At 33.0% G+C, this 24,234-nt stretch carries 16 protein-coding genes; 12 read left to right on the top strand and 4 right to left on the bottom strand.

Annotation, left to right across the window (positions count from 1 at the left end; genetic code table 11):
* Positions 1-23: 23 nt before the first annotated feature.
* The 3 genes from BN863_RS12320 to BN863_RS12310 all read left to right on the top strand — a co-directional run bounded on the left by BN863_RS12320 (position 24) and on the right by BN863_RS12310 (position 6,444).
* Complete coding sequence (locus BN863_RS12320; protein WP_158409011.1) at positions 24-1,298, top strand: thioredoxin family protein; 1,275 nt, start codon at positions 24-26, stop codon at positions 1,296-1,298.
* Between the two features lie 342 nt (positions 1,299-1,640).
* Positions 1,641-4,448, top strand: a complete 2,808-nt coding sequence (locus BN863_RS12315) for a M16 family metallopeptidase (protein WP_038531032.1) — start codon at positions 1,641-1,643, stop codon at positions 4,446-4,448.
* A gap of 22 nt (positions 4,449-4,470) precedes the next feature.
* Positions 4,471-6,444 carry a protein-disulfide reductase DsbD family protein gene (locus tag BN863_RS12310; protein ID WP_038531030.1) on the top strand — a complete coding sequence of 658 codons (1,974 nt, stop codon included), beginning with the start codon at positions 4,471-4,473 and terminating at the stop codon, positions 6,442-6,444.
* Positions 6,445-6,558: 114 nt separating this feature from the next.
* Here the strand turns inward: BN863_RS12310 and BN863_RS12305 are convergent, their stop codons facing one another.
* Positions 6,559-7,347: a hypothetical protein gene (locus tag BN863_RS12305; protein WP_038531028.1), complete on the bottom strand. Its 789-nt coding sequence runs from the start codon at positions 7,345-7,347 to the stop codon at positions 6,559-6,561.
* 263 nt (positions 7,348-7,610) lie between these two features.
* Between BN863_RS12305 and BN863_RS12300 the strand changes: the two genes are divergently transcribed.
* Positions 7,611-8,960, top strand: coding sequence for a dihydrolipoyl dehydrogenase family protein (locus BN863_RS12300; protein WP_038531025.1), 1,350 nt, complete (start codon positions 7,611-7,613; stop codon positions 8,958-8,960).
* A 125-nt stretch (positions 8,961-9,085) separates the two neighbouring features.
* Here BN863_RS12300 and BN863_RS12295 read toward each other — a convergent pair whose 3' ends face one another.
* Positions 9,086-10,414 carry a sodium:proton antiporter gene (locus tag BN863_RS12295; protein WP_051774768.1) on the bottom strand — a complete coding sequence of 443 codons (1,329 nt, stop codon included), beginning with the start codon at positions 10,412-10,414 and terminating at the stop codon, positions 9,086-9,088.
* Positions 10,415-10,902: 488 nt separating this feature from the next.
* Between BN863_RS12295 and BN863_RS12290 the strand changes: the two genes are divergently transcribed.
* From BN863_RS12290 to BN863_RS12275, 4 genes are read left to right on the top strand one after another with little or no spacing between them, the layout of a single operon-like run.
* Positions 10,903-12,234, top strand: a complete 1,332-nt coding sequence (locus BN863_RS12290) for a cytochrome ubiquinol oxidase subunit I (RefSeq protein WP_038531023.1) — start codon at positions 10,903-10,905, stop codon at positions 12,232-12,234.
* Positions 12,235-12,236: 2 nt separating this feature from the next.
* Positions 12,237-13,313 (top strand): cytochrome d ubiquinol oxidase subunit II, encoded by a 1,077-nt coding sequence (gene cydB / locus BN863_RS12285; protein WP_038531021.1) that lies wholly within the window; start codon positions 12,237-12,239, stop codon positions 13,311-13,313.
* 17 nt (positions 13,314-13,330) lie between these two features.
* A complete protein-coding gene (locus BN863_RS12280; RefSeq protein ID WP_148304608.1) occupies positions 13,331-13,627 on the top strand; it encodes a hypothetical protein in 297 nt (98 codons plus the stop codon).
* Between the two features lie 48 nt (positions 13,628-13,675).
* Positions 13,676-14,275, top strand: a complete 600-nt coding sequence (locus tag BN863_RS12275; protein ID WP_051774766.1) for an AAA family ATPase — start codon at positions 13,676-13,678, stop codon at positions 14,273-14,275.
* A 178-nt stretch (positions 14,276-14,453) separates the two neighbouring features.
* Here BN863_RS12275 and BN863_RS12270 read toward each other — a convergent pair whose 3' ends face one another.
* Together BN863_RS12270 and BN863_RS12265 are read right to left on the bottom strand one after the other, a co-directional pair.
* Positions 14,454-14,861 (bottom strand): DoxX family protein, encoded by a 408-nt coding sequence (locus BN863_RS12270; protein WP_038531016.1) that lies wholly within the window; start codon positions 14,859-14,861, stop codon positions 14,454-14,456.
* Between the two features lie 23 nt (positions 14,862-14,884).
* Positions 14,885-15,613, bottom strand: coding sequence for a metallophosphoesterase family protein (locus BN863_RS12265; protein WP_038531013.1), 729 nt, complete (start codon positions 15,611-15,613; stop codon positions 14,885-14,887).
* Positions 15,614-15,997: 384 nt separating this feature from the next.
* Here BN863_RS12265 and BN863_RS12260 point away from each other — a divergent pair, with 384 nt between their 5' ends.
* From BN863_RS12260 to BN863_RS12245, 4 genes are all read left to right on the top strand, one after another.
* Positions 15,998-16,807, top strand: coding sequence for an SHOCT domain-containing protein (locus tag BN863_RS12260; RefSeq protein WP_038531011.1), 810 nt, complete (start codon positions 15,998-16,000; stop codon positions 16,805-16,807).
* Positions 16,808-16,988: 181 nt separating this feature from the next.
* On the top strand, positions 16,989-18,158 hold the full coding sequence (locus tag BN863_RS12255) for a Pycsar system effector family protein (RefSeq protein ID WP_038531009.1): 1,170 nt from the start codon (positions 16,989-16,991) through the stop codon (positions 18,156-18,158).
* Between the two features lie 6 nt (positions 18,159-18,164).
* Positions 18,165-20,510: a Rossmann-fold NAD(P)-binding domain-containing protein gene (locus tag BN863_RS12250; protein ID WP_038531007.1), complete on the top strand. Its 2,346-nt coding sequence runs from the start codon at positions 18,165-18,167 to the stop codon at positions 20,508-20,510.
* 17 nt (positions 20,511-20,527) lie between these two features.
* Positions 20,528-24,184, top strand: coding sequence for a metallophosphoesterase (locus BN863_RS12245; RefSeq protein WP_038531005.1), 3,657 nt, complete (start codon positions 20,528-20,530; stop codon positions 24,182-24,184).
* Positions 24,185-24,234 lie beyond the last annotated feature (50 nt).

The following is a 24,234-nucleotide window of genomic DNA, read 5'->3' as shown; positions in this document are numbered from 1 at the left end:
ATAAAATAATAATATATGTTGTGATGTTAAGTTTAAGCTTCTTCACAAAAATTAATGCTCAAGGAATAAACTTTTTTGAGGGAACTTATGAAGAGGCGTTAGCTGAAGCAGGCAAGAGAAATGTACCATTATTTATAGATTTTTATGCCGATTGGTGTGCACCTTGTAAAATGATGGATAAGCAAGTATATGTAGATACAGAACTAGGTAAATATTATAATGAAAATTTCGTCTCTGTAAAATTAGACGTCGAAAGTGAAATTAATGCTAACCTTGTAAAGGAGAGAGAAATTACTTCAATGCCAACATTGTTATTTGTAGATGCTCAAGGAAACTCACTATCTAGAGTTAGTAGTGCTCTAGATATTCAAGAATTAATGGACATGGGCCAGACTGTAAAAGGAGACGTGAAAAATTTTGAAGAAATTTATGATGAATATAAGGAAGATAAAGATGATTTAGTAGTTATGGGGGAGCTTTTAGCTAAAGCCCCCAGTTTTGTAACAATCCAAACAGGAGCTAATAAACAAAAGTGGATTACTAGAGTCAATAAAATTTTTGAAGAATATATTGATAAAAAAATTGTAATGAAAAATGGTTTAATTAATAAATCAGACTACTCTACGATAACTACTTTTTATAAAACACAGGGAACCAATGATAGAGTGATTGAATATATGGTTGCTAACTTCGACCAATATCTAGCAGATGTTGGAGAGCCTGTAGCTTTTTATATAATTAGATATAATACAGAGTTGGCAGAAGAACTAGCAAAAAATGGTGATACAAGTTATATGACTCATGTCGAGCGTATAAAAGGAGATATGAAACCAGTATATAGTGTGGTTAAAAATAATGACATTACTTCTCAATACGAAATGGCTAAAGCAAATTGTGATGCTCTTTATGCTTTATACCAAGATAAAGATGTTGATACCTATATCACTTTAAAAAATAAATATTTTGAAATTCAAGGAGAAGATGTCTCTTCAATGGGACTAGCTCGAGCAGCTCAAATGATGTATGAATCTGCTGGTAATAATATTACTAACGAACAACACGAACAAGCTATTAGTTGGATTACAAAATCATTAGAATCAAATGATATGCCTATTATGAATCGTATTAATGTTATCGCTTTACTGGGAGATGTTTATAAAAAAACAGATAATCGTGAATCTGCAGAAAAAGCTTATAATCAAGCGTATTTAGAAAGTGCTCAAATAGAACAATTACGCTCTCAGAGATATATTCAACTACTTCTAAAACGAAAAATTGAAATGTTGAAATTAGAGTAAAATTATGATTCTTATGCCTATTGTACTTTCAATATAATAAAAACTGAATAGTATAATAGGTTTTTGTACAATCTGAATAAAAAATATAATAGATATTATACACCTAAATTTAAGAGGTGTAGATACTGTATGTTTAACATTTAAACAAAATAAAGCAAAGGTTTTTAACTTTATTATAGCATTTACTTTATAAGCCAAAATCTTTCTAGTTTATTATTTAGTATAGATTATTTTGAATTAGTCATTTTACTAAAGTTATGAAAGATCATTCAAGGGTTATTATTACGATAACCCTTTTTTATTTAAAATCTTCTTTAATTTTTAAAAATTTAAAAAAAACTCATGAAATATTTATTTTCATTATTCATTACTATATCGGTTAGTTTTTTAGGGAATAGCCAAAATTTAAATTTAGACAATCCTTTACCTGTAGACTCAAGTATTATTAAAGGTGTATTGCCAAATGGGATGACTTATTATATAAAAAGTACAGATGTTGTTAAAGGTGCAAGTAGTTATTATATTATTCAAAATGTTGGGTCTATTTTAGAGAATGATAATCAACAAGGTTTAGCTCATTTTTTAGAGCATATGGCTTTTAATGGGACGCAAAATTTTCCAGGAAAAAGGATGCTAAATACACTGCAGGCCCATGGTGCTGTTTTTGGAAAAGATATAAATGCTTATACATCTTTCGATGAAACTGTTTATAATTTAACTAACATTCCGAATGAGGATGGAATGGTAGACACTTGTTTAACAATTTTAAATGATTGGTCTAACTACTTGCTGTTATCAGATGAAGAAATAGATGCAGAACGCGGTGTAATTAAAGAAGAATGGAGAACAGGACAAAGTGGTCAAAAGCGTTTATATGAAAGTTCAATGCCTGTAAAATTTAATAATTCTAAATATGTAAATAGATTGCCAATAGGGCTAATGTCTGTTGTTGAGGGATTTGATTATAAGGATTTACGCGACTTTTATCATGATTGGTATAGAACAGATTTGCAAGCAATAGCAGTTATTGGAGATTTCGATGTAAATGAAATAGAATTAAAAATTAAAAATAAATTTTCAAAAATACCTGCAGTTAAAAATTCGAAGGAAAGGTATTACGTGAACATTCCAGAACATGAAAAGTTGTTATATAGTTTTGGTACAGATCCAGAAGTATCTAGATCATCAATTTCTCTTGGCATACGTCATAAAAAAACTTTAAAACCAGAAACTATAGCCGATTTTAAACAATCACTTTTAGAGTCTTTAGCCGTAAATATGTTGTCTTCTAGAATTTCAGAACAAGTTCAAGACCCAAATGCTAGTTTTTTATCTGCAAGTACGGGATATAGCACAATGGTTAGAACTTCTAAAGTGTTTAGCATGAGTGTGTATCCTAAGCCAAATCAACAACAACAAGCATTTAAAGACGTGTTAATTGAAGTAAATCGTGCCGTTAAATTTGGTTATAATCAGTCAGAAATAGATAGAAATATAAACTTGTTTAAAACGTCATACGAAAATCAAATTTCTATGTGGGCTACTCGTAGCCATAAAAGTATTGAAGGAACTATTCAAAGTAATTTTTTGAATAATAGTACAATGACAGATATAAATAAAGAGTATGAATTAGCTAAAGTATTGTTAAATCAAATTACAGCACAAGAGATTCATAATACTATTAAGAGGCTTTATTCTAAATCTAATAGATTTATTAATGTAATTGGTGTTGATGGGCAAAACAATTTAACTGAAACAGAAGCTATTCAAATTATAAAAGAAGTTGAAAATGATTCTAATTTAACCCCATATACAGAAGTTTTAGACAAAAAAACAATTGTTTCTAGTTTAAAAATTGTGCCAGGCAAAATTGCAAGTGTTGAGGTTGATAAAGAGGTTGAAGCTACAACATATGTTTTAAGCAATAATGTCAAAGTGCATTATAAATTTGCCAATAAACAGAAAAATATAGTGTCTTTAAGTGCTGTAAGTTATGGGGGTAAAACTTTAATAAACGATGAAGATTTAGCATCAGCAAGTGTTATAACATCTCTAGTGTCAAATTCTGGAGTAACAGATTTTTCAGCTATCGAGTTAAAAAAGTTTTTAGCAGGTAAAACGGCTAGTGTAAATCTGAATATTGGAGAATTTACAGAAACGGTTATAGGTGGTTCAAATACTAAGGATGTAGAAACAATGTTACAGCTAGTTCATGCGTATTTTGTAAAACCGCGTTTCGATGAAAATGCATATCAAGTTCTCGAAAATAATATAGAAAATTATCTAGTTAGTAGAGGTAAAGATGTTGAAGAAAAAATTAAAGATAGTATTACCTATACTCTTTATGGCGAAAATAACCCTAAAAGACACATTTTAAATAAAGCTTATGCAGAGGCGATTTCTTTAGAAAATATAGAATCTATTTATAATGAGAGATTTGAAAATGTCTCAGATTTTGAATTTTTCATTGTTGGAGATATTTCTGAAACACAATTAAAACCTCTATTAGAGACTTTTTTAGCAAGTATTCCATCTAAGAATATAAAAGAAAATTTTATTGCTAGTAATCAGCCAGAATGGATTTCAGAAACGATAGATAAAGAAATCTATTTAGAAATGGAAGATCCAAAAGCATCTGTTAATATGGCTTACATGTTGGAAATGCCTTATTCAATTAAAAATGCCGTAGTAACACAAGTTTTAGGTGATTTATTACAATTGCGAGTTACTGAAACGGTGCGAGAGTCTGAAGGAGGTGCCTATAGTCCTAGAGCATCTGCAAGCTTTTCTAGAGAGCCAAAACCAGAAGCTAACGTTTCATTTAATTTTGATTGTAATCCAGAAATGGCAGATAAATTAGTTAATGTGGTAAAGCAAGAATTCTTAAAAATTTCTGAAGGGACAATTAAGCAAAATGAGTTAGGTAAAATTAAAGCTAATTATTTTAGGGAACGTGCACAAGCTAAGGATAATAATGGGTATTACATGCGAAAGATAATTAGGTATTATAGATATAACGAGAACATGGATGATCCTGATAATTTCGAAAATTTGATAAATTCTATTAAAGAACAGGATATTCAACATCTAGCGAATCAAATTTTGAATGAAAGTAAAACCTATGAAATAATAATTAAACCAAAACATTAAAACCTATTTAAAGTTCTCAGGTATGAAAAATGTAGTTTTATTTTTATTCCTTATTATTACTAATATTAGTCAATCTCAAGTTTTAGATCCTGTAAAATGGACGACTTCTGTAGAGAAAATATCAGATACAGAATATAACTTGATTGCTACAGCACATATCGATTCGGGTTGGCATTTATATTCGCAAGTCGTACCCGAAGGTGGCCCGATAGCGACGACCTTTATCTACGATAATTCGGAAGAAAATTTCATTTTAAACGGCAATACTGCAGAAGGAGAAGGACATACGGTTCAGGACCCTATTTTCGAAATGGAAATAAAATATTTTGATGGTGAAGCAAAATTTAGTCAAAACGTAAAAGTCACAAAAGCAACATCTACAATAAACGGATTTGTGGAGTTTATGGTCTGCGACGATACCCGTTGTTTACCACCAACAGAAATTGATTTAGAATTTCAGCTTAATGGAAAAACAGCTTTAGCTACAGAATCGACTGAAACTGTAACACCAGCGGTCGCTGTAGATAACACCATTAAAACTACCGAGGATTCAGCCTCTAATAAAGGACTTTGGTCAATCTTTTTTATTGCCTTCTTATCAGGGTTTGCGGCCTTATTAACACCATGCGTATTCCCGATGATTCCAATGACGGTGAGTTTCTTTACTAAACAAAGTAAAAACAAAGCCGCTGGAATTAAGAATGCCATTATTTATGGTATTTGTATTATCGTTATTTATTTACTGTTGGGTATTGCTGTAACTGGAATTTTTGGAGCCGATGCTTTAAATGCCTTAGCCACCAATGTGTGGTTTAACATAATTTTCTTTGTGCTTTTAGTTGTTTTTGCGGTGTCTTTTTTAGGTGCTTTCGAGATCATGTTACCAAATTCTTGGGCAAATAAAGTCGATTCTCAGGCAGATCGTGGCGGACTTGTGGGTATCTTTTTTATGGCCTTAGCCTTGGCTATTGTGTCGTTCTCATGTACAGGTCCAATTGTGGGAACTTTATTAGTGGAAGCGGCATCAAAAGGAGGAGTCGCACCAATAATTGGAATGTTCGGATTTTCATTAGCCATTGCATTACCATTTGCACTATTTGCAGCCTTTCCAGGTTGGTTAAACTCATTACCAAAATCAGGTAGTTGGCTTAACACCGTAAAAGTGGTTTTAGGATTTTTAGAACTGGCTCTAGCATTTAAATTCTTAAGTCAAGCGGATTTAGTTTTACAGCTTCACATTTTAGAACGTGAAGTTTTTATCGCGATTTGGATTGCCATTTTTGGAACCCTAGCGTTTTATTTATTCGGAAAGATTCAATTACCACACGATTCCCCATTAACGCATATTTCGGTAGGGCGATTAAGTTTAGGTCTTATCGTATTAACCTTCACTATTTATATGATTCCAGGCCTTTGGGGCGCACCTTTAAATATTATTAGTGCATTTCCGCCACCACAAGACTATAGCGAATCGCCTTATGGTGTAGGGTTCTCAAAATTAGTATCAGGTGGTAGCGCATCCGCTCATGGCGATTTACCTAAAGGGGCACATTTATTAGCGCCACACGATATCATGGCGTTCAACGATTACGACACAGGTTTAGCTTACGCTAAAAAAGTAGGTAAACCTGTAATGTTAGATTTTACAGGTTGGGCGTGTGTAAATTGTAGAAAAATGGAACAAAATGTATGGCCTGAGCCAGAAATTTTAAATCTATTAAAAAACGATGTGGTTTTAATCTCATTATATGTAGATGACAAACGAAAACTTGAGGATGATGAGATTGTAGACTCTCAGTTAAAACCAGGAAAAAAGCTAAAGTACATCGGACAAAAATGGAGTGAGATGCAAACCATAAAATACAAATCAAATTCGCAACCGTTTTATGTAATCATCAATCATAACGAAGAAAAACTAGTAGAACCTGTTGGTTATATTCCAGATGTAGAAGCGTATCATATGTGGTTGAAATCTGGGGTGTCGAAGTTTAAATAATTGTTTTTAGTGTTAATTTTTAAATCACCTTTGTTTTTATTATAAAGGTGATTTTTTTTACATAAACTTCAAATGTAACTCCCAAATCGATTCGCTATAACACAATTACAGACCCTAAATCCAATCTAACAAAGAATGTTCATCTTGTTGTTGTTGCTCACGAAACTTTCTTTCATACTGCTCGCGTTGGAATGTGTACTTATCTCTCAATTTGCGGCATGTATCTGTTTTCCAATGTTTAAATGTGGATTTTTGAAAATCGCACACTACAGAAACATGAAACGAGTGATGTGTAGATTCACGAATAAATAAAGAAAAAGGGATTTCGTTATTTTCATTTAAATAAGCTGCGGCAGCTATAGAATTTTCTGATAAGTCGTTTAAATCAAATTCTAATAAATCTTCAAAACAACTGTATGCTATAGCGTCTGTATTTACTGCGTTTAAAGTGGTTTTCTTTGCTTCTAAAGACGGATTAATTTTTTTAGATATCTTTTCATTCACTTTAAAATTAATTTGCACAGATTTTTCAGCATCAGTATAAACTTGGTAACTTAAAATAATCTTTTTAGGTACGTAACCTGTTGGTATTTTTATGTTATGCATCGTTAAGATGTCGGGTCTTGTAGCTGCATTTACTTTTTCGGATATAATTTTGTTTTGATCATTTACAGGTCTGCAATGTTTAAAAGAAACCGTAATCTGCTTAGGAGAAGGTAACAAGTACTTTATTCGACTAGATACAGATTCCTCAAAACTTTCAGGAATTAATAAATCTAGTTTACCTGTCTTAAGGTCCTCATAAATTCTGTTTACTTTTGTGCCTCCTTTAAAAGTCGATTTTAATGTGGACTTTAAAGAAGGCGTTCTGGCGTTTCGTGGGGTAAATTCTAGATTTTTCATAATGCAACGATGTTTAAATGTTTTGGTAATCAGCCTACTATAAATTTAATCATAAAAACTTATATAACATGTGTAAATCAGTTATTTAACTTTGATTTGTGTGTTAAAATTTTGTATAAAATAAATTTGAGATTATACAGGATTTAGTTAGTGTAACAATTTTTTAAAAAAAGAGATAGGTTTATTCCTATTTGCTCGCGAATCCGGTTAATTTTAATAGTGACTGAGTCAATTCAGAATATTCGAATGCTGTAATTTTAATTATGGACTATAAAGAATATGATGTATTTGTAATTGGTAGCGGTGTTTCAGGCCGCTATGTCGCTAGAACTTGCGCGAAAGCAGGTTTAAACGTTGCTATAGCTGATAATCGTGAGTATGGCGGAACTTGTGCAAATAGAGGGTGTGACCCCAAGAAAATAGTAATGGGGCCAACAGAGGCTCTAGAAATGGCCGAAAACTTAAATAAAAAAGGGATTTCAAAATTACCGAAACTGGATTGGAAGACAAATCAGAAATTCAAAAGAAAATTTACCGATAAAGTACCGGCGGGAACCGAAAACGAATTAAAAGATTTAGGGGTAGATTTATATCATCAATCTCCTGAGTTTATAGATAAGAATACACTTTCTGTAGAGGGTAAAACCATTATTGCAAAAAAAATAGTAATTGCAACAGGACAAGTTCCTAGAGAACTTACTATGGAAGGAGCGCATTTTCTTAAAACTAGTACCGATTTTCTTAAGTTAAATAAAATGCCTAAAAGCATGACATTTATAGGTGCGGGATATGTAGGTCTAGAGTGTGCACACATGGCAGCACGGTACGGTTGTAAAGTTACCCTAATTGAACGTAGTAAAAGTGCATTAGACGCATTTGATCCAGATTTAGTATCTAAGCTTATCTCGGTTTCAGAAAAAATAGGCATTCGCTTTATTTTTAATTCTGAAGTTTTAAGCATCGAGAAACTGAATAAAAACTATAGAGTAAACTATGTAGACCATGGAAAAAATGAATCGATAAAGACACGTATGGTTTTTAATACCGCAGGGAGAGTTCCTGCTATTGGAGAGCTTTTGTTGGAAAAAGGTGAAGTGGCCTCATCCAGCAAAGGAATTTCAGTTAATAGATATTTGCAGAACACAAAAAATAAAGACGTTTATGCCTGTGGAGATGTTTCAGATCATAGCGTACCGCTTACACCTTTATCTGGAATAGAGGCAAAGGTGGTAGCAGAGAATATTATACACGGTAATAGAAAAGAAATTAATGTGCCTAGTGTGCCTTCAACGGTGTTTACTTTGCCAAATTTAGCTTCGATAGGCTTATCTGAAGAAGCTGCGAAAAAACGATACAATAATGTAATTGTAAATCATGAAATTATTACCGATTGGTATAATATAAAACGGAGTAATGAAAAGGCTTATGGTTATAAGGTGTTAATTAATGAGCGTACCAATGAAATTGTTGGTGCACATATTTTGGGGCCTTATGCCGCAGAAACAATTAATTTATTTGCAATGGCTATTAATTTAAAACTAACAACCATGGATTTAAAAAACATGATTTTTACGTATCCGTCTTGGTCTAATGATATTAAATCCATGGTATAAAGTAGGTGTTTTAAAATGATAACAAAAACGAATATCTACATACATTTTAGTAAAATTTAAAATATAAAAAAAGGCTTTCAGTTTGATTCTGAAAGCCTTTATAGTATTGAGTTTATAATGTTCTTCTATAAGAAAAGAAGTTGTGTTAAAATGTAAATAGGTAATAAAACGATTAATGAAAATTTAAACATATATCCGAAGAAACTTGGCATTTTAATACCATGATCTTCAGCAATAGATTTCACCATAAAGTTTGGTCCATTTCCAATGTAGGTTAAAGCTCCAAAAAATACCGCACTTGTTGCAATAGCTTTTAAAATGTGTTCTGCTACGTTAGCCACTACTGGAATATTTTCGGCAATAGGAATACTAGATGCTACACTATGAAAAGCAACAGCAGTAGGCGTATTGTCTAAGAAGGCACTAAGAAAACCAGTGGCGTAATAAAACTGCCAAGCTTCTGTAAGTCCCATACCAGGCGCGTGCTGTCTTAAATAGATTAATGTTGGTGTCATGGTAATAAATATACCAATGAAAATTACAGCAACTTCTACAATAGGTCCCCAAGAAAATTTGTTTCTAACACGTGTTTGTTCAGGAGTTGTAAGGTAAGCCACAGCTGTCAAGATTATAAGAACAATTTCTCGTAGATGTTTCAACCAAAAAGGGGCGTCTACTTTTGCCATATCTGGAATTACATCATGATTAATAAAGGCAACAGATAATACCACACCTAATAAATAAATGAAGTTAATAGCACCAGTAATACGGATAGGTTCAATTTCACGAGCATCGGCAACAAGGTTTGCTACAGGTTCTTTTTTGTAATATCTAGAATCTACGATATAATAAATAATTAGAAGTAGCGCACCTGTAAAGGCCCATTCAGGAATAAGGTTAAAAAACCATGTAAAGCTTGCGCCTCTTAAATATAACATTAATAATGGTGGATCTCCTAATGGAGTTAATAGTCCACCACAGTTGGCTACTGCTGCTATAAAAAATAATATGGTATGCATATTATATTTTCTTTGGTGGTTAATAGAAATCACTGGACGAATTAATAACATGGCTGCTCCTGTTGTTCCCATAAAAGAGGCCAAAAGATAACCAATTCCTAAAAACAATGTATTAATTCCAGGTTTTGCTTTTATATCTCCACTAAGATGTATACCTCCAGTAATTACAAAAAGCGAGGTAAGCAATACAATAAAAGGGATGTAATCTCCAAAAATTTGATGTTTAAGATGTTCTGTAAGTTCCATGTGTACCAAATAATAAATGGTAGGTATACTCAGGACAAGAGAAAAGATTAATTTGTTACGATTATTTTCCCACCATTCCTCTGCAATTAGAGGTCCAACAGCAATGGCTAATAAAATAATAAAAAACGGAATTGAAGGCCAAAGAGGTATCTGTTGTGCTAACTCGGTACTAGCATGTAATAACAACATAATATATAATTTAGAAAGTGAAGTTTGATACTACTAATTTAAAAAAAATATAAATCATAAGACCTCTATTTTTTTTGTTTAATTATTAAATTTCACATTCGCAAATGGATTGTAAATTAAAAAAAAGATTTTTTTTATTGTTGAACATTGATACTGAATATTATAGCGTTAAAATTTTACTTATAAAGAATTAAAATAAATTAGTCAAACGTTTGATCATGTTGTGGGCTAAGCGATGTAAATAAAATAGTTTTTAATGGTTTAAACTAAATTTAGCACTTAAAGTAAGTGCATTTTTGAGGTTGAAAAGTCGATTTCTGTTAATCATAATACATTTAGACCTTCTTTTTTGTAGGTATTAATAAGATAAAAACGGAGGTGGTAAATTAAGCCGAATAGAATTATTTTAAATTTATTATGCCTTTTGTTATTAAAGTTACTTAGCGTTAAAAATTTGCTTTGTATTTTTAGTGTCAAATACACAGGATATGGAAGACATGCTCTTTTACGATAGAATGCAATTTGCATTTACTATTACTTTTCACTACCTATTTCCACAGTTAACCATGGGGCTATCATTATTGATAGTTTATTTTAAGTGGAGATTCCTTAAAACTAAAATTGAAAAATATAACGATGCGGCAAAATTCTGGATGAAGATATTTGCACTTAACTTTGCAATGGGAGTCGTTACTGGTATTCCTATGGAATTTCAATTTGGAACCAATTGGGCTAAGTTTTCAGAACTTACAGGTGGGATTATTGGACAAACGTTAGCCATGGAAGGGATGTTCTCTTTCTTCTTAGAGTCCTCGTTTTTAGGGCTCTTTTTATTTGGTGAAAAATTATTAGGTCATAAACTTCATTTTCTAACTGCTTTTCTTGTTTTTCTTGGTTCCTGGGCCAGTGGGTATTTAATTATAGCCACACATTCTTGGATGCAATACCCTGTTGGGTACGAAATCTTAGAAAACGGGAAATTTGTCTTAACTAATTTTGGAGCGTTGTTTTCTAATCCATGGTTACTTCCTTCTTATTTGCATAATCAGGCAGGATCTATGGTAACTTCTTCTTTTGTAGTTGCCGGAATTGGAGCATTCTATTTGCTAAACAATAAGCACAATGAATTTGGGCGGTTGTTTGTGAAAACTGGAGTTGTCTTCGGATTAATTTCAAATGTATTGGTTGCCTTTCCAACTGGCGATTTAATTGCTAAAAATGTAGCTAAGCACCAGCCCGTAACCTTTGCTGCTATGGAGGGGATTTTTGAAACAGAAGATGGTGGTTCTGAAATTGTATTGATTGGTCAGCCTAATATGTTAGAAAAAAAACTATATAATAAAATTGCTGTACCCAATGTGTTGAGTTTTTTAACCTATCAAGATTGGAATGCAGAAATAAAAGGACTTGATCAATTCGACCCAGACGTGTATCCAACTAATATCCCTGGATTATATTATGCGTATCACATCATGGTAGGGTTAGGTACTATATTTATAGGTTTAATGCTACTGGCTGCGGTGCAATTGTTCCGAAAAAAACTATACGAAACCAAATGGATTTTATTGGCACTCATGTTTATGCTACCATTTCCATACATCGCAAATACTACAGGTTGGTATACTGCAGAATTAGGTAGACAACCTTGGTTGGTTTATAATTTATTGCGAACTGCAGATGGTGCTTCTCCGACTGTTTCGGCAGGAAACACCTTATTTACATTGCTCGGATTTATAGGCTTATATCTACTTTTAGGCTTATTGTTCTTAATGTTAGCCGGAAAAATTATTAATAAAGGACCTCAATTAACACAACACTAATTATGGAATTATTTTGGTACATCGTTTTAATGACAATGTTAGTTATTTACGTGATTTTAGATGGTTATGATTTTGGAGCCGGTATTATTCATTTATTTTTTGGAAAAAAAGAAAAGGATAAAAAAGCCATTACAAATGCAATCGGACCGTTTTGGGATGCTAATGAAGTTTGGCTAATTGCTTCTGGAGGCGTATTGTTTTTTGCTTTTCCAACATTGTATGCTTCTGCTTTTAGTGGGTTTTATTTGCCTTTAATGATGATTTTATGGTTACTTATTTTTAGAGCTATCGGATTAGAACTAAGAGGGCAAATACATAACCGTATGTGGGAGGCTATTTGGGATAAAGCCTTTGGAATTTCAAGCTTACTTTTAGCATTATTTTTTGGTGTTGCTTTAGGTAATGTAGTCCGTGGTGTTAATCTAGGTAATGTGGTTGATGGTGTGTCTACACACGAAGCGCATTATTTCTTTCTTCCACTTTGGAATCCTTCTTTTAGTCCGCATGCAGAGGAATTAGGCGTAATTGATTGGTTTACATTGTTATTGGGTGTTATTAGTGTTGTTGCTTTGGCCATACATGGAGCGAATTGGATCGTCTTTAAAACCAATTCAGATATAAATGATAAACTTAAGTCGGTTGTTTTTAATCTCAATATTGTACTTGTAGTTTTAGTTGTTATTTCTTTAGCAATTTGGCATATTATTGATTCAGAACCTATGCTTAACTTTATAAATCAACCTTGGCTGTGTATTTTTCCAATAATTATGGTAGTAGGATTATTTGGATTATTTAAAGTGAAAACTTTTAAAAAACATGGTTTAGGGTTTTTATGCTCTTCACTGTTTTTATTTGGAGGACTAGCATCTACTGTGGCGTCTATATTCCCAAAGGTGTTACCATCTACCAATACTATAAATCCAGACTTAACACTATATAATGTAGCTGCTCACGAATACGGATTGTCTGTTGGAATCTATTGGTTCGCTATTGCAGCTGTTTTAGTTGCTATTTATATGTTTATTCAATATAAAGTGTTTAGCGGAAAAATGGACGATGTAGGGTATGGGGAACATTAACTGAAATTCTAAATTGTATGACAGGGACTTTAATTTCTCTAATCAGTATTAGTATTGGAATTCTGGGAGCAAACCTAATGGGATATTTAAAAAAAGAATATTCTTTTGGATTTACAGGTAATACACTTGTTGGTGTGTTTGGCAGTATTTTTTTGATTAAAACTTTTGGACGATTAGGTTTCGATCCATGGGCTATAATGTATGCAGATGGTTTTAACGGATTTCGTCTTCTAGTAAATCTTTTACTATCGGCTTTAGGTGGCGCTTTAGGATTGATTGTTGTAAAAATGATGTATAATAAACTGAATGCCTAATTCTTTAAATTGAAGTTGTGCGTCATCTAAAAAGAACTGAAATTGACAATGATTAAACTAAAAGAGAATAATAATTTCTATGTGATAACGGGAGGTCCAGGAGTAGGAAAAACGACTTTGTTGGAAGCACTGAAAAAGAGAAATTATAACATGGTTCCTGAAATTGCTCGTGAATTAATAAAAGAACAGCAAAAAGATAATGGAACAGCTTTGCCTTGGAAAGACAAGAACTTATATAAAGAAATGATGTTTGACCGTTCGATAATCAGTTTTGAGGAAACTGATAAAAATGCAAAAACAGAAAAACCGATATTTTTTGACCGTGGATTTATAGATGCCATTTGTTATGCAGACATAATTGATTCGGAAATAGATGGCCGAATGAAATCTTATGCAGCGCATTGGAGGTATAATAAAAATGTATTTCTACTTCCAGCTTGGAAAAAGATTTACGAAACCGATAACGAACGAAAACAAGATTGGAAGGAAGCGGTTTTGACATCTGAAAAAATGAGTAAAACTTACAAAAGTTATGGCTATAGAATTATCGAAGTACCAAAAATGTCTATAAATAAAAGAGCTGATTTTATTTTAGAATTTATTAAAATGGATAATACGGAACATAAAAATACCAACGCACAACAATAGCATAAGTAATTGCAAAGTTAAATGCGAACCCACGTAACTATGTATAGCAAGACCGTAATCCTCAGCCACGCTTTCCGTAATAGAATTGTTCCCTAAAGGCTGCGACTAATTTTTAAAATCAAAACCTCATAACAAAAACGATGTTCAACAGGATAGTCTCTTGAAATGTGATTTTAATTTATAGGTCAGAATCCTTTTTGATGAGCTTATCTACGGCAAACGAATTATCGTTTATATTATGAATAAGATAAATAGAAAACGCAATATGTACCAATTGTGCTGTAATTGCACCCCAATTTTCAATTAGTGTAGAACCGAAAATTAGCGAGATTAACACCGCCGAAATTATAATAGCAGAGACTCTTGTAAATAGTCCCAGTATAAGACATAACCCAAAAGTAAATTCTAACACAGGTAACACATAGCTAAAAGGCAGAGTCAGTAGTTCCGGAAGCATAGAATTTTCGAAACTTTTAAGCATACCATCAGAAAAAGCTTGAAGTTTAGGTAATCTTACTAATCCGTGGCCGAACATACTAACGCCAATAGCTAATCTAACAATTAAATAAGAGGTTTTATTTTGCATTTGTGTGGGTGTTTTAGGGTTTATTATTTTGCAAGTCTTAAAGCGTCGGCAAATGCACTATCAAAATCACTATGTTCTATTGCTTTTGCCGCTTTTTCTACGTCGTAGTTTGCTCGCTTAAATGTTACAGTAATTGCATCTGGATTAGAAGGCGTTGTGTTTTGATTAAGTTCTAAAATAGCATAGCAAATTCTTGGGTCACCATCTTTTGGTTTACCTACAGAACCTATGTTTACTACATGTTTAAAATTTTCGCCATCCTGAATAACACGATGAAAAGGCTTGTGTGTGTGTCCACATAACATAACATTTGCAGTATGAGAATTCATCATGTGTAACACCTCTTGTTCAGGGTAATCCTCAACCATATAATCGTTAATCGCTTTCATGCTACCGTGTGTCATTAAAAGATTAAAAGGCTGGTTTTGCGTTTCAAAACATAGTTTTAAATGTCTAGGTAAGCTAATAAGATAGTTTCTGTTGTCTTCACGTATTAACGTTCTAGTTAACCCTTTATTAGAGGGTTTTGCTTCTGTAAGTGCAGGTTTTAATAAAGCTTCGTCATGATTCCCCATAATTGTAGGTATGTGTCGCTTTCTAATAGCATCTACAACCTCGTTAGGCCAAATGTTATAGCCAACCAAATCGCCTAAACAATACAGGGCATCTACGCCTTCTGCTTCAATATCCTTAAAAAAAGATTCGAGTGCTGGTAAGTTTGCATGTATATCCGAAAAGAATACTATTTTCATTTTAAATGTGATTTATATATTGTTTACTATGTAATACGGTGTTATATGTAGGGTAACTCAATTTCAAAGGTAAAAAATATTCTAAAGTGAAGTAATGCGATTCAGAAAATTAAGAGCACTAATGCATGATACACTCGATAAAAACGAGAGACTATTTCAGATTTCAATTTTTTTAGCGATTGCTATAAAATGACTAGAAGTGGCTGCGCTGTTAATTTAAAGTAAACTTTTAGATAAATAATATTTAATCAAGGGGTTAAGTGTTGTTTTTTTTATCAATTTTATGAAAACTTATACTGAAAACATAAGTATTGATAGGACTTAGTATTACATTTGCAGAAAAATTGTTAGATAATTAGTTTTAACGAAAAAGAAAGAAATAATATGAACGCAATATTCACAGATGCTAGTTTTCAAAATATGATTAACGTTGCAAATCGTTTTGGAATTAGCAGTAACGCGGTTACTGATTTAACACATGCACTTATGTTAAGTAATGGTACAATGGCGCAATTTAACATCCCCGAGCTTGGTGGTGGAGGTCAGTGGATGCAAGGAGGAATGACAATGGTTGGAGATATGTTTAATAATAATCTTAAAGCTACTGTCGATGGAATTTGTTACGAATTATCGAACTTAATCAATCAAGGGGCAATTCAATACAAGCCTTTACCTAAAATGCAAAACCAAAACGGATTTCAGTCGAATTCTGGAAATTGGTGGGGCGATTTAGGAGCACCAAACTCTACAGGAAGTCAGAATGGAATGAGCTACGCTATATTTTCTAATATTAATCGTTTAGCGATTCAGCAAAACGGAAAAGTAACGGTTTTCGATACATTAGACCATAACATTGGAGGTGTAGGACAACAACAAGGTGGAAATTATTCTGTAACTTTTACAAGTCAGTATGGTACAGTTAATTTAGATGCGTTGCCTATTGTTTCAGGAGGCGGACATTCTCAGAATACACCTCAAAACGTAAATAATACTAATGCTCCGGTACAAGAACAGCCTCAGTTTGTACAAGAACCAATAGCAGTAGAACCAATACAAGAGATCTCGAATACTACAAATGAATTGGAAGAAGATATTTTTGGTAAAATTGAAAAACTAGCTGATTTAAAAGGTAAAGGGATTCTAACCGAAAATGAGTTTGAAACTAAAAAAGCAGAATTGTTAAGCAGATTGTAGTACCAATTTGTAAATAATTTAAGAGCTTAATTCGCTAAATACAATGGTATTTGGTTAATTAAGCTTTTTTTGTTAGTAAATTTTCAGGTTTTAATGAAAGGAAAGTTTCAAAAAAGCCACTTATATACGATTCACACTGATAATTAACAGGAGTTGAATTAAGAATTATTATCTTTAAATCATGATAAATAAACTTCTAGAACAAGCAGAATTATTTGTTTCTAATTTATTTGAAAACAAGCTTTCTCCTAAAAATTTTTACCATAATATAGAGCATACCAAAAGTGTTCTCGATACTGTTACACAACTTGCCGGAAGGGAAAATTGTACAGAACAAGATACCCAACTATTACAAATGGCGGCATGGTTTCACGATACGGGCTATGTAAATGTAGAAACGGGTCATGAAGAGGAGAGTGCTAAAATTGCAAGTCAATTCTTAAAAGATAAAGGCATGTCTCAGGTAGATATTTCTGTTATCGAAGACTTGATTTTGGCTACAAAAATGGATGTAACTCCTACGACTTTATTAGAACAAATAATAAAAGATGCCGACTGTGCTCATGTGGCTTCAGAGCGTTATTTCGAAACTTCAGAACAGCTGCGTCAAGAATTAATTTATAAAAATGAACAAAGTATTCCTGTTCTAGATTGGTTAAATCAGAACAAGGAATTTTTTGCGAAACATAAATTTTATACCCAATCTGCACAAGTAAAATTACAACCTAAAAAGGAGATGAATGCTTTTAATCTTCAAAAGAAAATAAATAAAATTGAAGCTAAAAAAGTTGAAAAAGCTAAAGGGAAAAATTTAGGTAGAGGTGTAGAAACAATGTTTCGATCTACACTTAGAAACCATATGCAATTAAGTGCTATTGCAGATACAAAAGCGAATATTTTACTATCTGTAAATGCCATAATTATATCTGTTGCATTATCGAATTTAGTTCCAAAATTAGATAGTGCTTCAAATGCATTTCTAGTCTACCCAACTTTAGTGCTTTTAATTTTCAGTGTCAGTTCAATCGTACTTTCTGTAATTTCTACACGACCTAATGTGTCTAATTCAACAGTAACTAAAGAGATGATTATGTCTAACCAGACAAATATTCTATTCTTTGGAAATTTTTATAAAATGAGTTTGAAAGATTTCGAGTGGGGAATCGACTATTTAATGGGGCATGAGGATACAATGTATAACGCTTTAACTAAAGATTTATATTATTTAGGCTTGGTCTTAGAACGGAAATATAGATTGTTGAGATTAACATATACCGTGTTTATGATTGGTATTATAATATCTGCATTGTCATTTATTTTGAGCTATCATTTTTTTGCAAACGTGACCTAAAAAACTATGGAACAACTTATATCAGGACCATTTCAACCCATAATATCCTTCAAATCTTTAAAATTGAAATTTGAAGAATTGTTAGTGTCTGGAAACGCTATGGATAAACTCCAAGCGAAAGAGGTATTGTCTATTTTAGAGAAGAATACAGAACTGGTTTCAGGAATTTCTTCGTTAGAAGGATTCAAATCTTATAAAAAGGAAGTCGAAGAGATTATGTCGTTTTTGTTTCCTTCAGCTTTAGGTAGCAACGAAATTAAAGCTGCTTTATTTCCATATTCAAATCAATATTTCTATTTATCTAAACGCTTAAAAAGTATAATAGAAAGTACAACTTCCGACGTAAATTCGGTTTTAAGAAAACTGTATAAAGACAATGAAGATTCTATAGATCTAAATCCTTATGCTATAATTTTAAATCAGTATTACGGTTTTAATGTCGATTTCGACAGACCTAAGCAAATCCGTTTAAACGATGCCAATGGGAAACCAAGAACCTATAGAGTTACATTTAATGCCGATTTTATAGACATATATCCTAATGGAAATGCCGTAGAAATTACTCCTGAAATTTTAGACGAACTTCTAGAACATGCACAAGATGAAAGTGTCTGGAGACGCTACTTTCCAGATAATTCTTGGACTATTGATGGTTTTGGAATTCTGAGTATGATAGATATTACGCTAGATGGTAAAATAGATGAGTTTAAAACGCATTTAATTCAAGCAAGTGCGAAAAACACGAATATGATTTTACAAGATGTTCGAAATATATTCAATATTGAAGATCTTGAAGTTGGAAATTATATTGTAGATGGCGATTCTTTAATTCGCCCGTTTGGTGAGGATATGGGAGCGTTAACATTACGAAAAGGCGATTCCATTTCATGTAAATCGTATGCTTGTAAATATGTGTATAATCAATTGTTTGAGAAGCACCTTCCTGTTGTATTATCTAACGTACCTAATTATGCTAAGCATTCCCATGGCGATGTGCTAAGTGAAATGTTATTAGAAAAAGGATTTAAAAGTGCCATATTATTACCTATCGTTATAGAAGGGAAACTGCAGTTTATTGTAGAAATGGCAGCTTATAAAGTCAATCAATTAAATGATATAAATAAGGTGAAGTTAGATACAATTATGCCTTTTATTTTAAGCCATTCAAAACGTTCTATTGCAGAATATGAAAATGAAATAAAGGCCGTAATACAGAATCAATGTACATCTATTCATCCTGCTGTAGAATGGCGATTTATCGAAGAAGCACATAGATTTATTCAAGATAGAAATGATGGGAAATCAGCGAATTTTAACGAAATTACTTTCGAAGATGTACTGCCGCTTTATGGACAAATAGATATTGTAGGATCTTCGGTAGCGAGAAATCGTGCCATTCAGGAAGATTTACAAATGGCTCTAAATCAAACAAAAACTATACTTCAAGAGTTGTTGTTAGAAAAAAGCATGCCATTTTATGAGCAACTTATTTATAAAATAGACAAACAGATTTACGAACTAGATGTCGATTTTAATAACAATACAGAACAAGAAATTCATTTGTTTTTCGAAAGGGATATTTACCCTTTATTTCGTCATTTAAAAGCATCGGCATCAGATCATAATACTATAAATAAATTTCTTGAGGCTTTAGGTGAAGAAAAACAATCCTTTTATGTTGCAAGGAAACAGTACGACCAAACGATTAATATTATCAATAAAAATCTATCTGTTTTTCTAGATAAACAACAACTTAAAGCACAAGCTATATTTCCGCATTTTTTCGAGAAATTTAAAACAGATGGTATTGAGCATAATATGTATGTTGGTCAATCTATAGTTGAAAATGGCGAATATCATGAATCGGATATTTACAATTTAAGACTGTGGCAACTTCAAGTGATGTGCGAAATGGAATCTTTGTATTATAAAAGTCAAGAGTCATTTCCTGTAAAACTAGATGTGGCATCGCTTATTTTGGTTTACGATGTGCCGTTAACAATTAGATACCGTATAGACGAAAAACAATTCGATGTAGATGGAGCGTATAATGTGCGTTACGAAATGATTAAAAAACGTATCGATAAAGCCGTGATAAAAGGCACTACCGAACGTATTACACAACCACATAAATTATGTGTCGTCTTTTCTACAAACAGCATAGAGCGTGAGTATTTAAGTTATTTCGAATTTCTGCAATCTAAAAATTACATTGGCGATCATATAGAAATTGTCGAGGTCGAAGAACTTCAAGGTGCTAGTGGGATTAAGGCCATTCGTGCAGATATAAATCCAAACCTTATGTTGAATGAAAAAGTGTTTTCTATAGAAGACATTGAAGCAACTTTATAAATAGATTGTTATAGTATATGAATAAAATTCTACTCTTATTATTTTTTATAAGTCTTACCGGTTGCGCGACATTAGAGTCTAGCCATGTATCTGTTAGTCCTGAACCATTACAAGATATAAATACAGAAACTTTAAATGTGTTTTTGGTTGGCGATGCCGGAAAACCAGAAAACGGAAAGGCGCCAAAAGCCTTGTTAGAGATGGAAAAGCAGTTTGCATTAGCAGACAAAGAAGATTTATTGTTTTTTTTAGGCGATAATATCTATCCAAAAGGGTTTCCTGCCGAAGATGAAAAAGGACATGACGATGCTAAACTGGCTATGGACTTGCAGTTAGAAGTTGCAAAAAAATTCCCAGGATCTGTATATGTTATTCCTGGAAATCACGACTGGTATAGCGGTTTAAAAGGACTTAAACGGCAGGAGAAATTAGTGGAAGATGCTTTAGGTAAAAACACATTTCAACCTGAAGATGGTTGTGGTATCGAACGTATTAATATTAGCGATGATGTGGTGTTAATTCTTGTAGACTCGCAATGGTACATTACCAATTGGAACAGGCAACCGACAATAAACGACGATTGTGATATTAAAACACGAGAACAGTTTTTAGACGAGTTTAAAAGTGAAATTAAGAAGGCTAGAGGGAAAACCACTTTAGTAGCGATTCACCATCCTATGTTTAGTAATGGTCCACATAATGGACAATACACATTTGCCGATCATATGAAACCTTTGCCCGTTTTAGGAACGGTTAAAAATATACTGCGTACAACGACTGGTATTTCTAATGCCGATATGTCTAATTGGTTTTATAACGATTTACGTAAAAACCTAATTGCATCCGCACAGCAAAATGATAATGTTATTTTTATCTCGGGACACGAGCATAGTTTACAATTTATACAATCAGATAATTTAACGCAAATTATTAGTGGTTCTGGTTCTAAAACCACTGGAGTAAGAACACATAGAGACGATCAATTTGGATTAGGAGCAAATGGTTATGCTGTATTAAATATTCATAAAGATCAAGCGTCCGATGTGCAGTTTGTAAAAGCCGAAACTAATGCTGTGGTATTTAAATCTCAAATCCATAAGCCAGAACCACGAGATGTCACAAATTATCCAAAACAGTTTACAGATTCTATTTCTTCTTCCGTTTTTACTAAAGCAGAAACCACAAAATCTTCATTTTACAAATTTCTATGGGGCGAACGTTTTCGAGACTATTACAGTACAGATGTCCAAGCAAAAACGGTTAATTTAGATACGCTTAAAGGCGGATTAAAACCTGTAAGAAAAGGAGGAGGAACACAATCACGTTCTCTACGTTTAGAGGATAAAGACGGCACACAATACGTTATGCGTGCGCTTAGAAAGAGTGCGACGCAATACATACAAGCTTCCATGTTTCGCGATCAATATGTAGAAGGACAGTTTGACGATACAGAGACCGAAGCTTTAGTTGCCGATGTCTTTACTGGCGCTCACCCGTATGCACCTTTAACTATTGGGGTGTTGTCTGATGCCGTTGGTGTCTATCACTTAAATCCGGAATTATATTATATGCCCAAACAAAATGGGTTAATGGATTATAACGATGAATTCGGGAATGAACTTTACTTTTTTGAAGAACATGCGTCTGAAGGTCATATGAATCTAGCCGATGGCAATTTTACAGGCGAGATTATTAGTACGATGGATTTGTTTGAGGAGATTCACTCAGATGAAGATGTTGCTATTGATCAAGTTAATTTTATAAAATCACGTTTGTTCGATATGCTTATTGGCGATTGGGATCGGCATTATGACCAATGGCGTTGGTTAGAATTTAAAGAGGATGGAAAAACCATTTATAAGGCCTTGCCAAGAGATCGGGATCAAGCATTTTCTAAAATGTCCGAAGGTTTAATGTTAAGCGCAGGTGTTGCTCTTATTCCTGCGGCTCGTGTACTAAGAAGTTACGATGAAGCGTTAAGAGATGTAAAAGGTGTAAATGCCGAACCTTATCCGTTAGATGTTGCCTTTTTAACCGATATCGATAAATCGGTTTGGGATGAACAAGTAGCATATATTCAAAAGCACATAACAGATGAGGTTATCAATGAAGCGTTTTCAAAACTTCCTAAAGAAGTTCAAGACGAATCGGTGTTAAAAATAAAAGACCTTGTAAAATCAAGACGAAAAAATCTAAAAGATATCTCGGATCGCTACTTTAAGTTGGTGAGTAAATTTGCTGTGGTTACCGGAACCAATAAGGATGATTATGTGTCTGTTAAAGGATTGGACGATGGTAAAGTAGAGGTTTCTGTATTGCGGAAAAAAGACGATACAATTAAAGATCTATTTCATCATAAAATTTACGACCCTAAGGTTACTAAAGAAATTTGGGTTTATGGTTTAGACGATGATGATACATTTAAAGTTTCGGGGAAAAGTAAGCGCATTAAAATCCGATTAATTGGTGGCCAAAACAACGATGATTACCAAGTTGAACATGGTAAGAATATTGTGATTTACGATTATAAATCAAAGAAAAATACTACGTTAAACGCTAAATCTGCTAAAATAAAATTAACAGACGATTACGAAACACAGGTTTACAATTACAAGAAATTTAAAAATAATACCAATCAATTAGTACCGCTTATAGGTGCTAATCCAGACGATGGTTTAAAATTAGGAGTTTCAAATACATATACAACATATGGTTTTGAGCGTAATCCGTTTACGAGTCAGCATAAAATTAAAGCCGCGTATTATTTTGCTACTAATGGTTATGAGGTATCGTATAGTGGAGAATTTGCACATGTTGTAGGACATTTAAATCTTAAACTTCAAGCCGATTTTCAGAGTCCGAATTATACGTTGAATTTTTTCGGATATGGAAATGAAACATCAAATTTCGACGACGACTTAGGAATCGATTACAATCGTGTAAAAGTAAGAACATTTGGTATTGCACCGTCTTTAGTTTGGAATTCGTTGCGTGGTAGTATCATAGATTTTGGGATTCATTACGAAACCACAGAAGTGCATAATGCTTCAGGTAGATATGTAGAAGATAATGGCGATACCTTACCAGATTATATTTTTGATGAAGTGCAATTTGCTGGAATTCACGGGGCGTACCATTTTACAAATTACGATAACAAAGCTTATCCAACAGTTGGACTTTTATTCGATTTAGAAACAGGCTATAGTCAGAATTTAGATATTCACGGACGTGGATATGGGTATGTAATTCCTAAATTGGGATTAGCACATCGATTAAACTATTCTGGCCGTTTGGTTTTAGCGACAACCCTAAAAGCGCATCTAAATATAGGGAATGAATACGAGTTTTATCAGGCCGCAGCAATAGGAGGAGATGACGGTTTACGCGGGTTTAGGAATCAGCGATTTACAGGAAAACGCGCTTTTTATCAGAATACAGATATTAGGTATAGTTTAACCAATTTAAAAACGCCTATACTACCTGTTAAATTAGGCGTTTATGGTAGCTTCGATTATGGTCGTGTGTGGTTGTCTCAAGACGAAACAGATAAATGGCATAACTCGTATGGCGGTGGACTATTTGTTAACGGCGCAGAACTTTTAACAGCTAACCTGGGTGTGTTTAACTCGGTAGATGGTGTGCGCGTTTCTTTTGGTCTAGGCTTTGGATTTTAAAAGATAAGGCATGAATTTTATTAGATTCATGCCTTGTTTAATATATGGGT

The organism is Formosa agariphila KMM 3901 (assembly GCF_000723205.1).
GTDB lineage: Bacteria > Bacteroidota > Bacteroidia > Flavobacteriales > Flavobacteriaceae > Formosa > Formosa agariphila.
The sequence above is the reverse complement of the archived record's forward strand: the minus strand, read 5'-3'. Positions and strand labels throughout refer to the sequence as shown.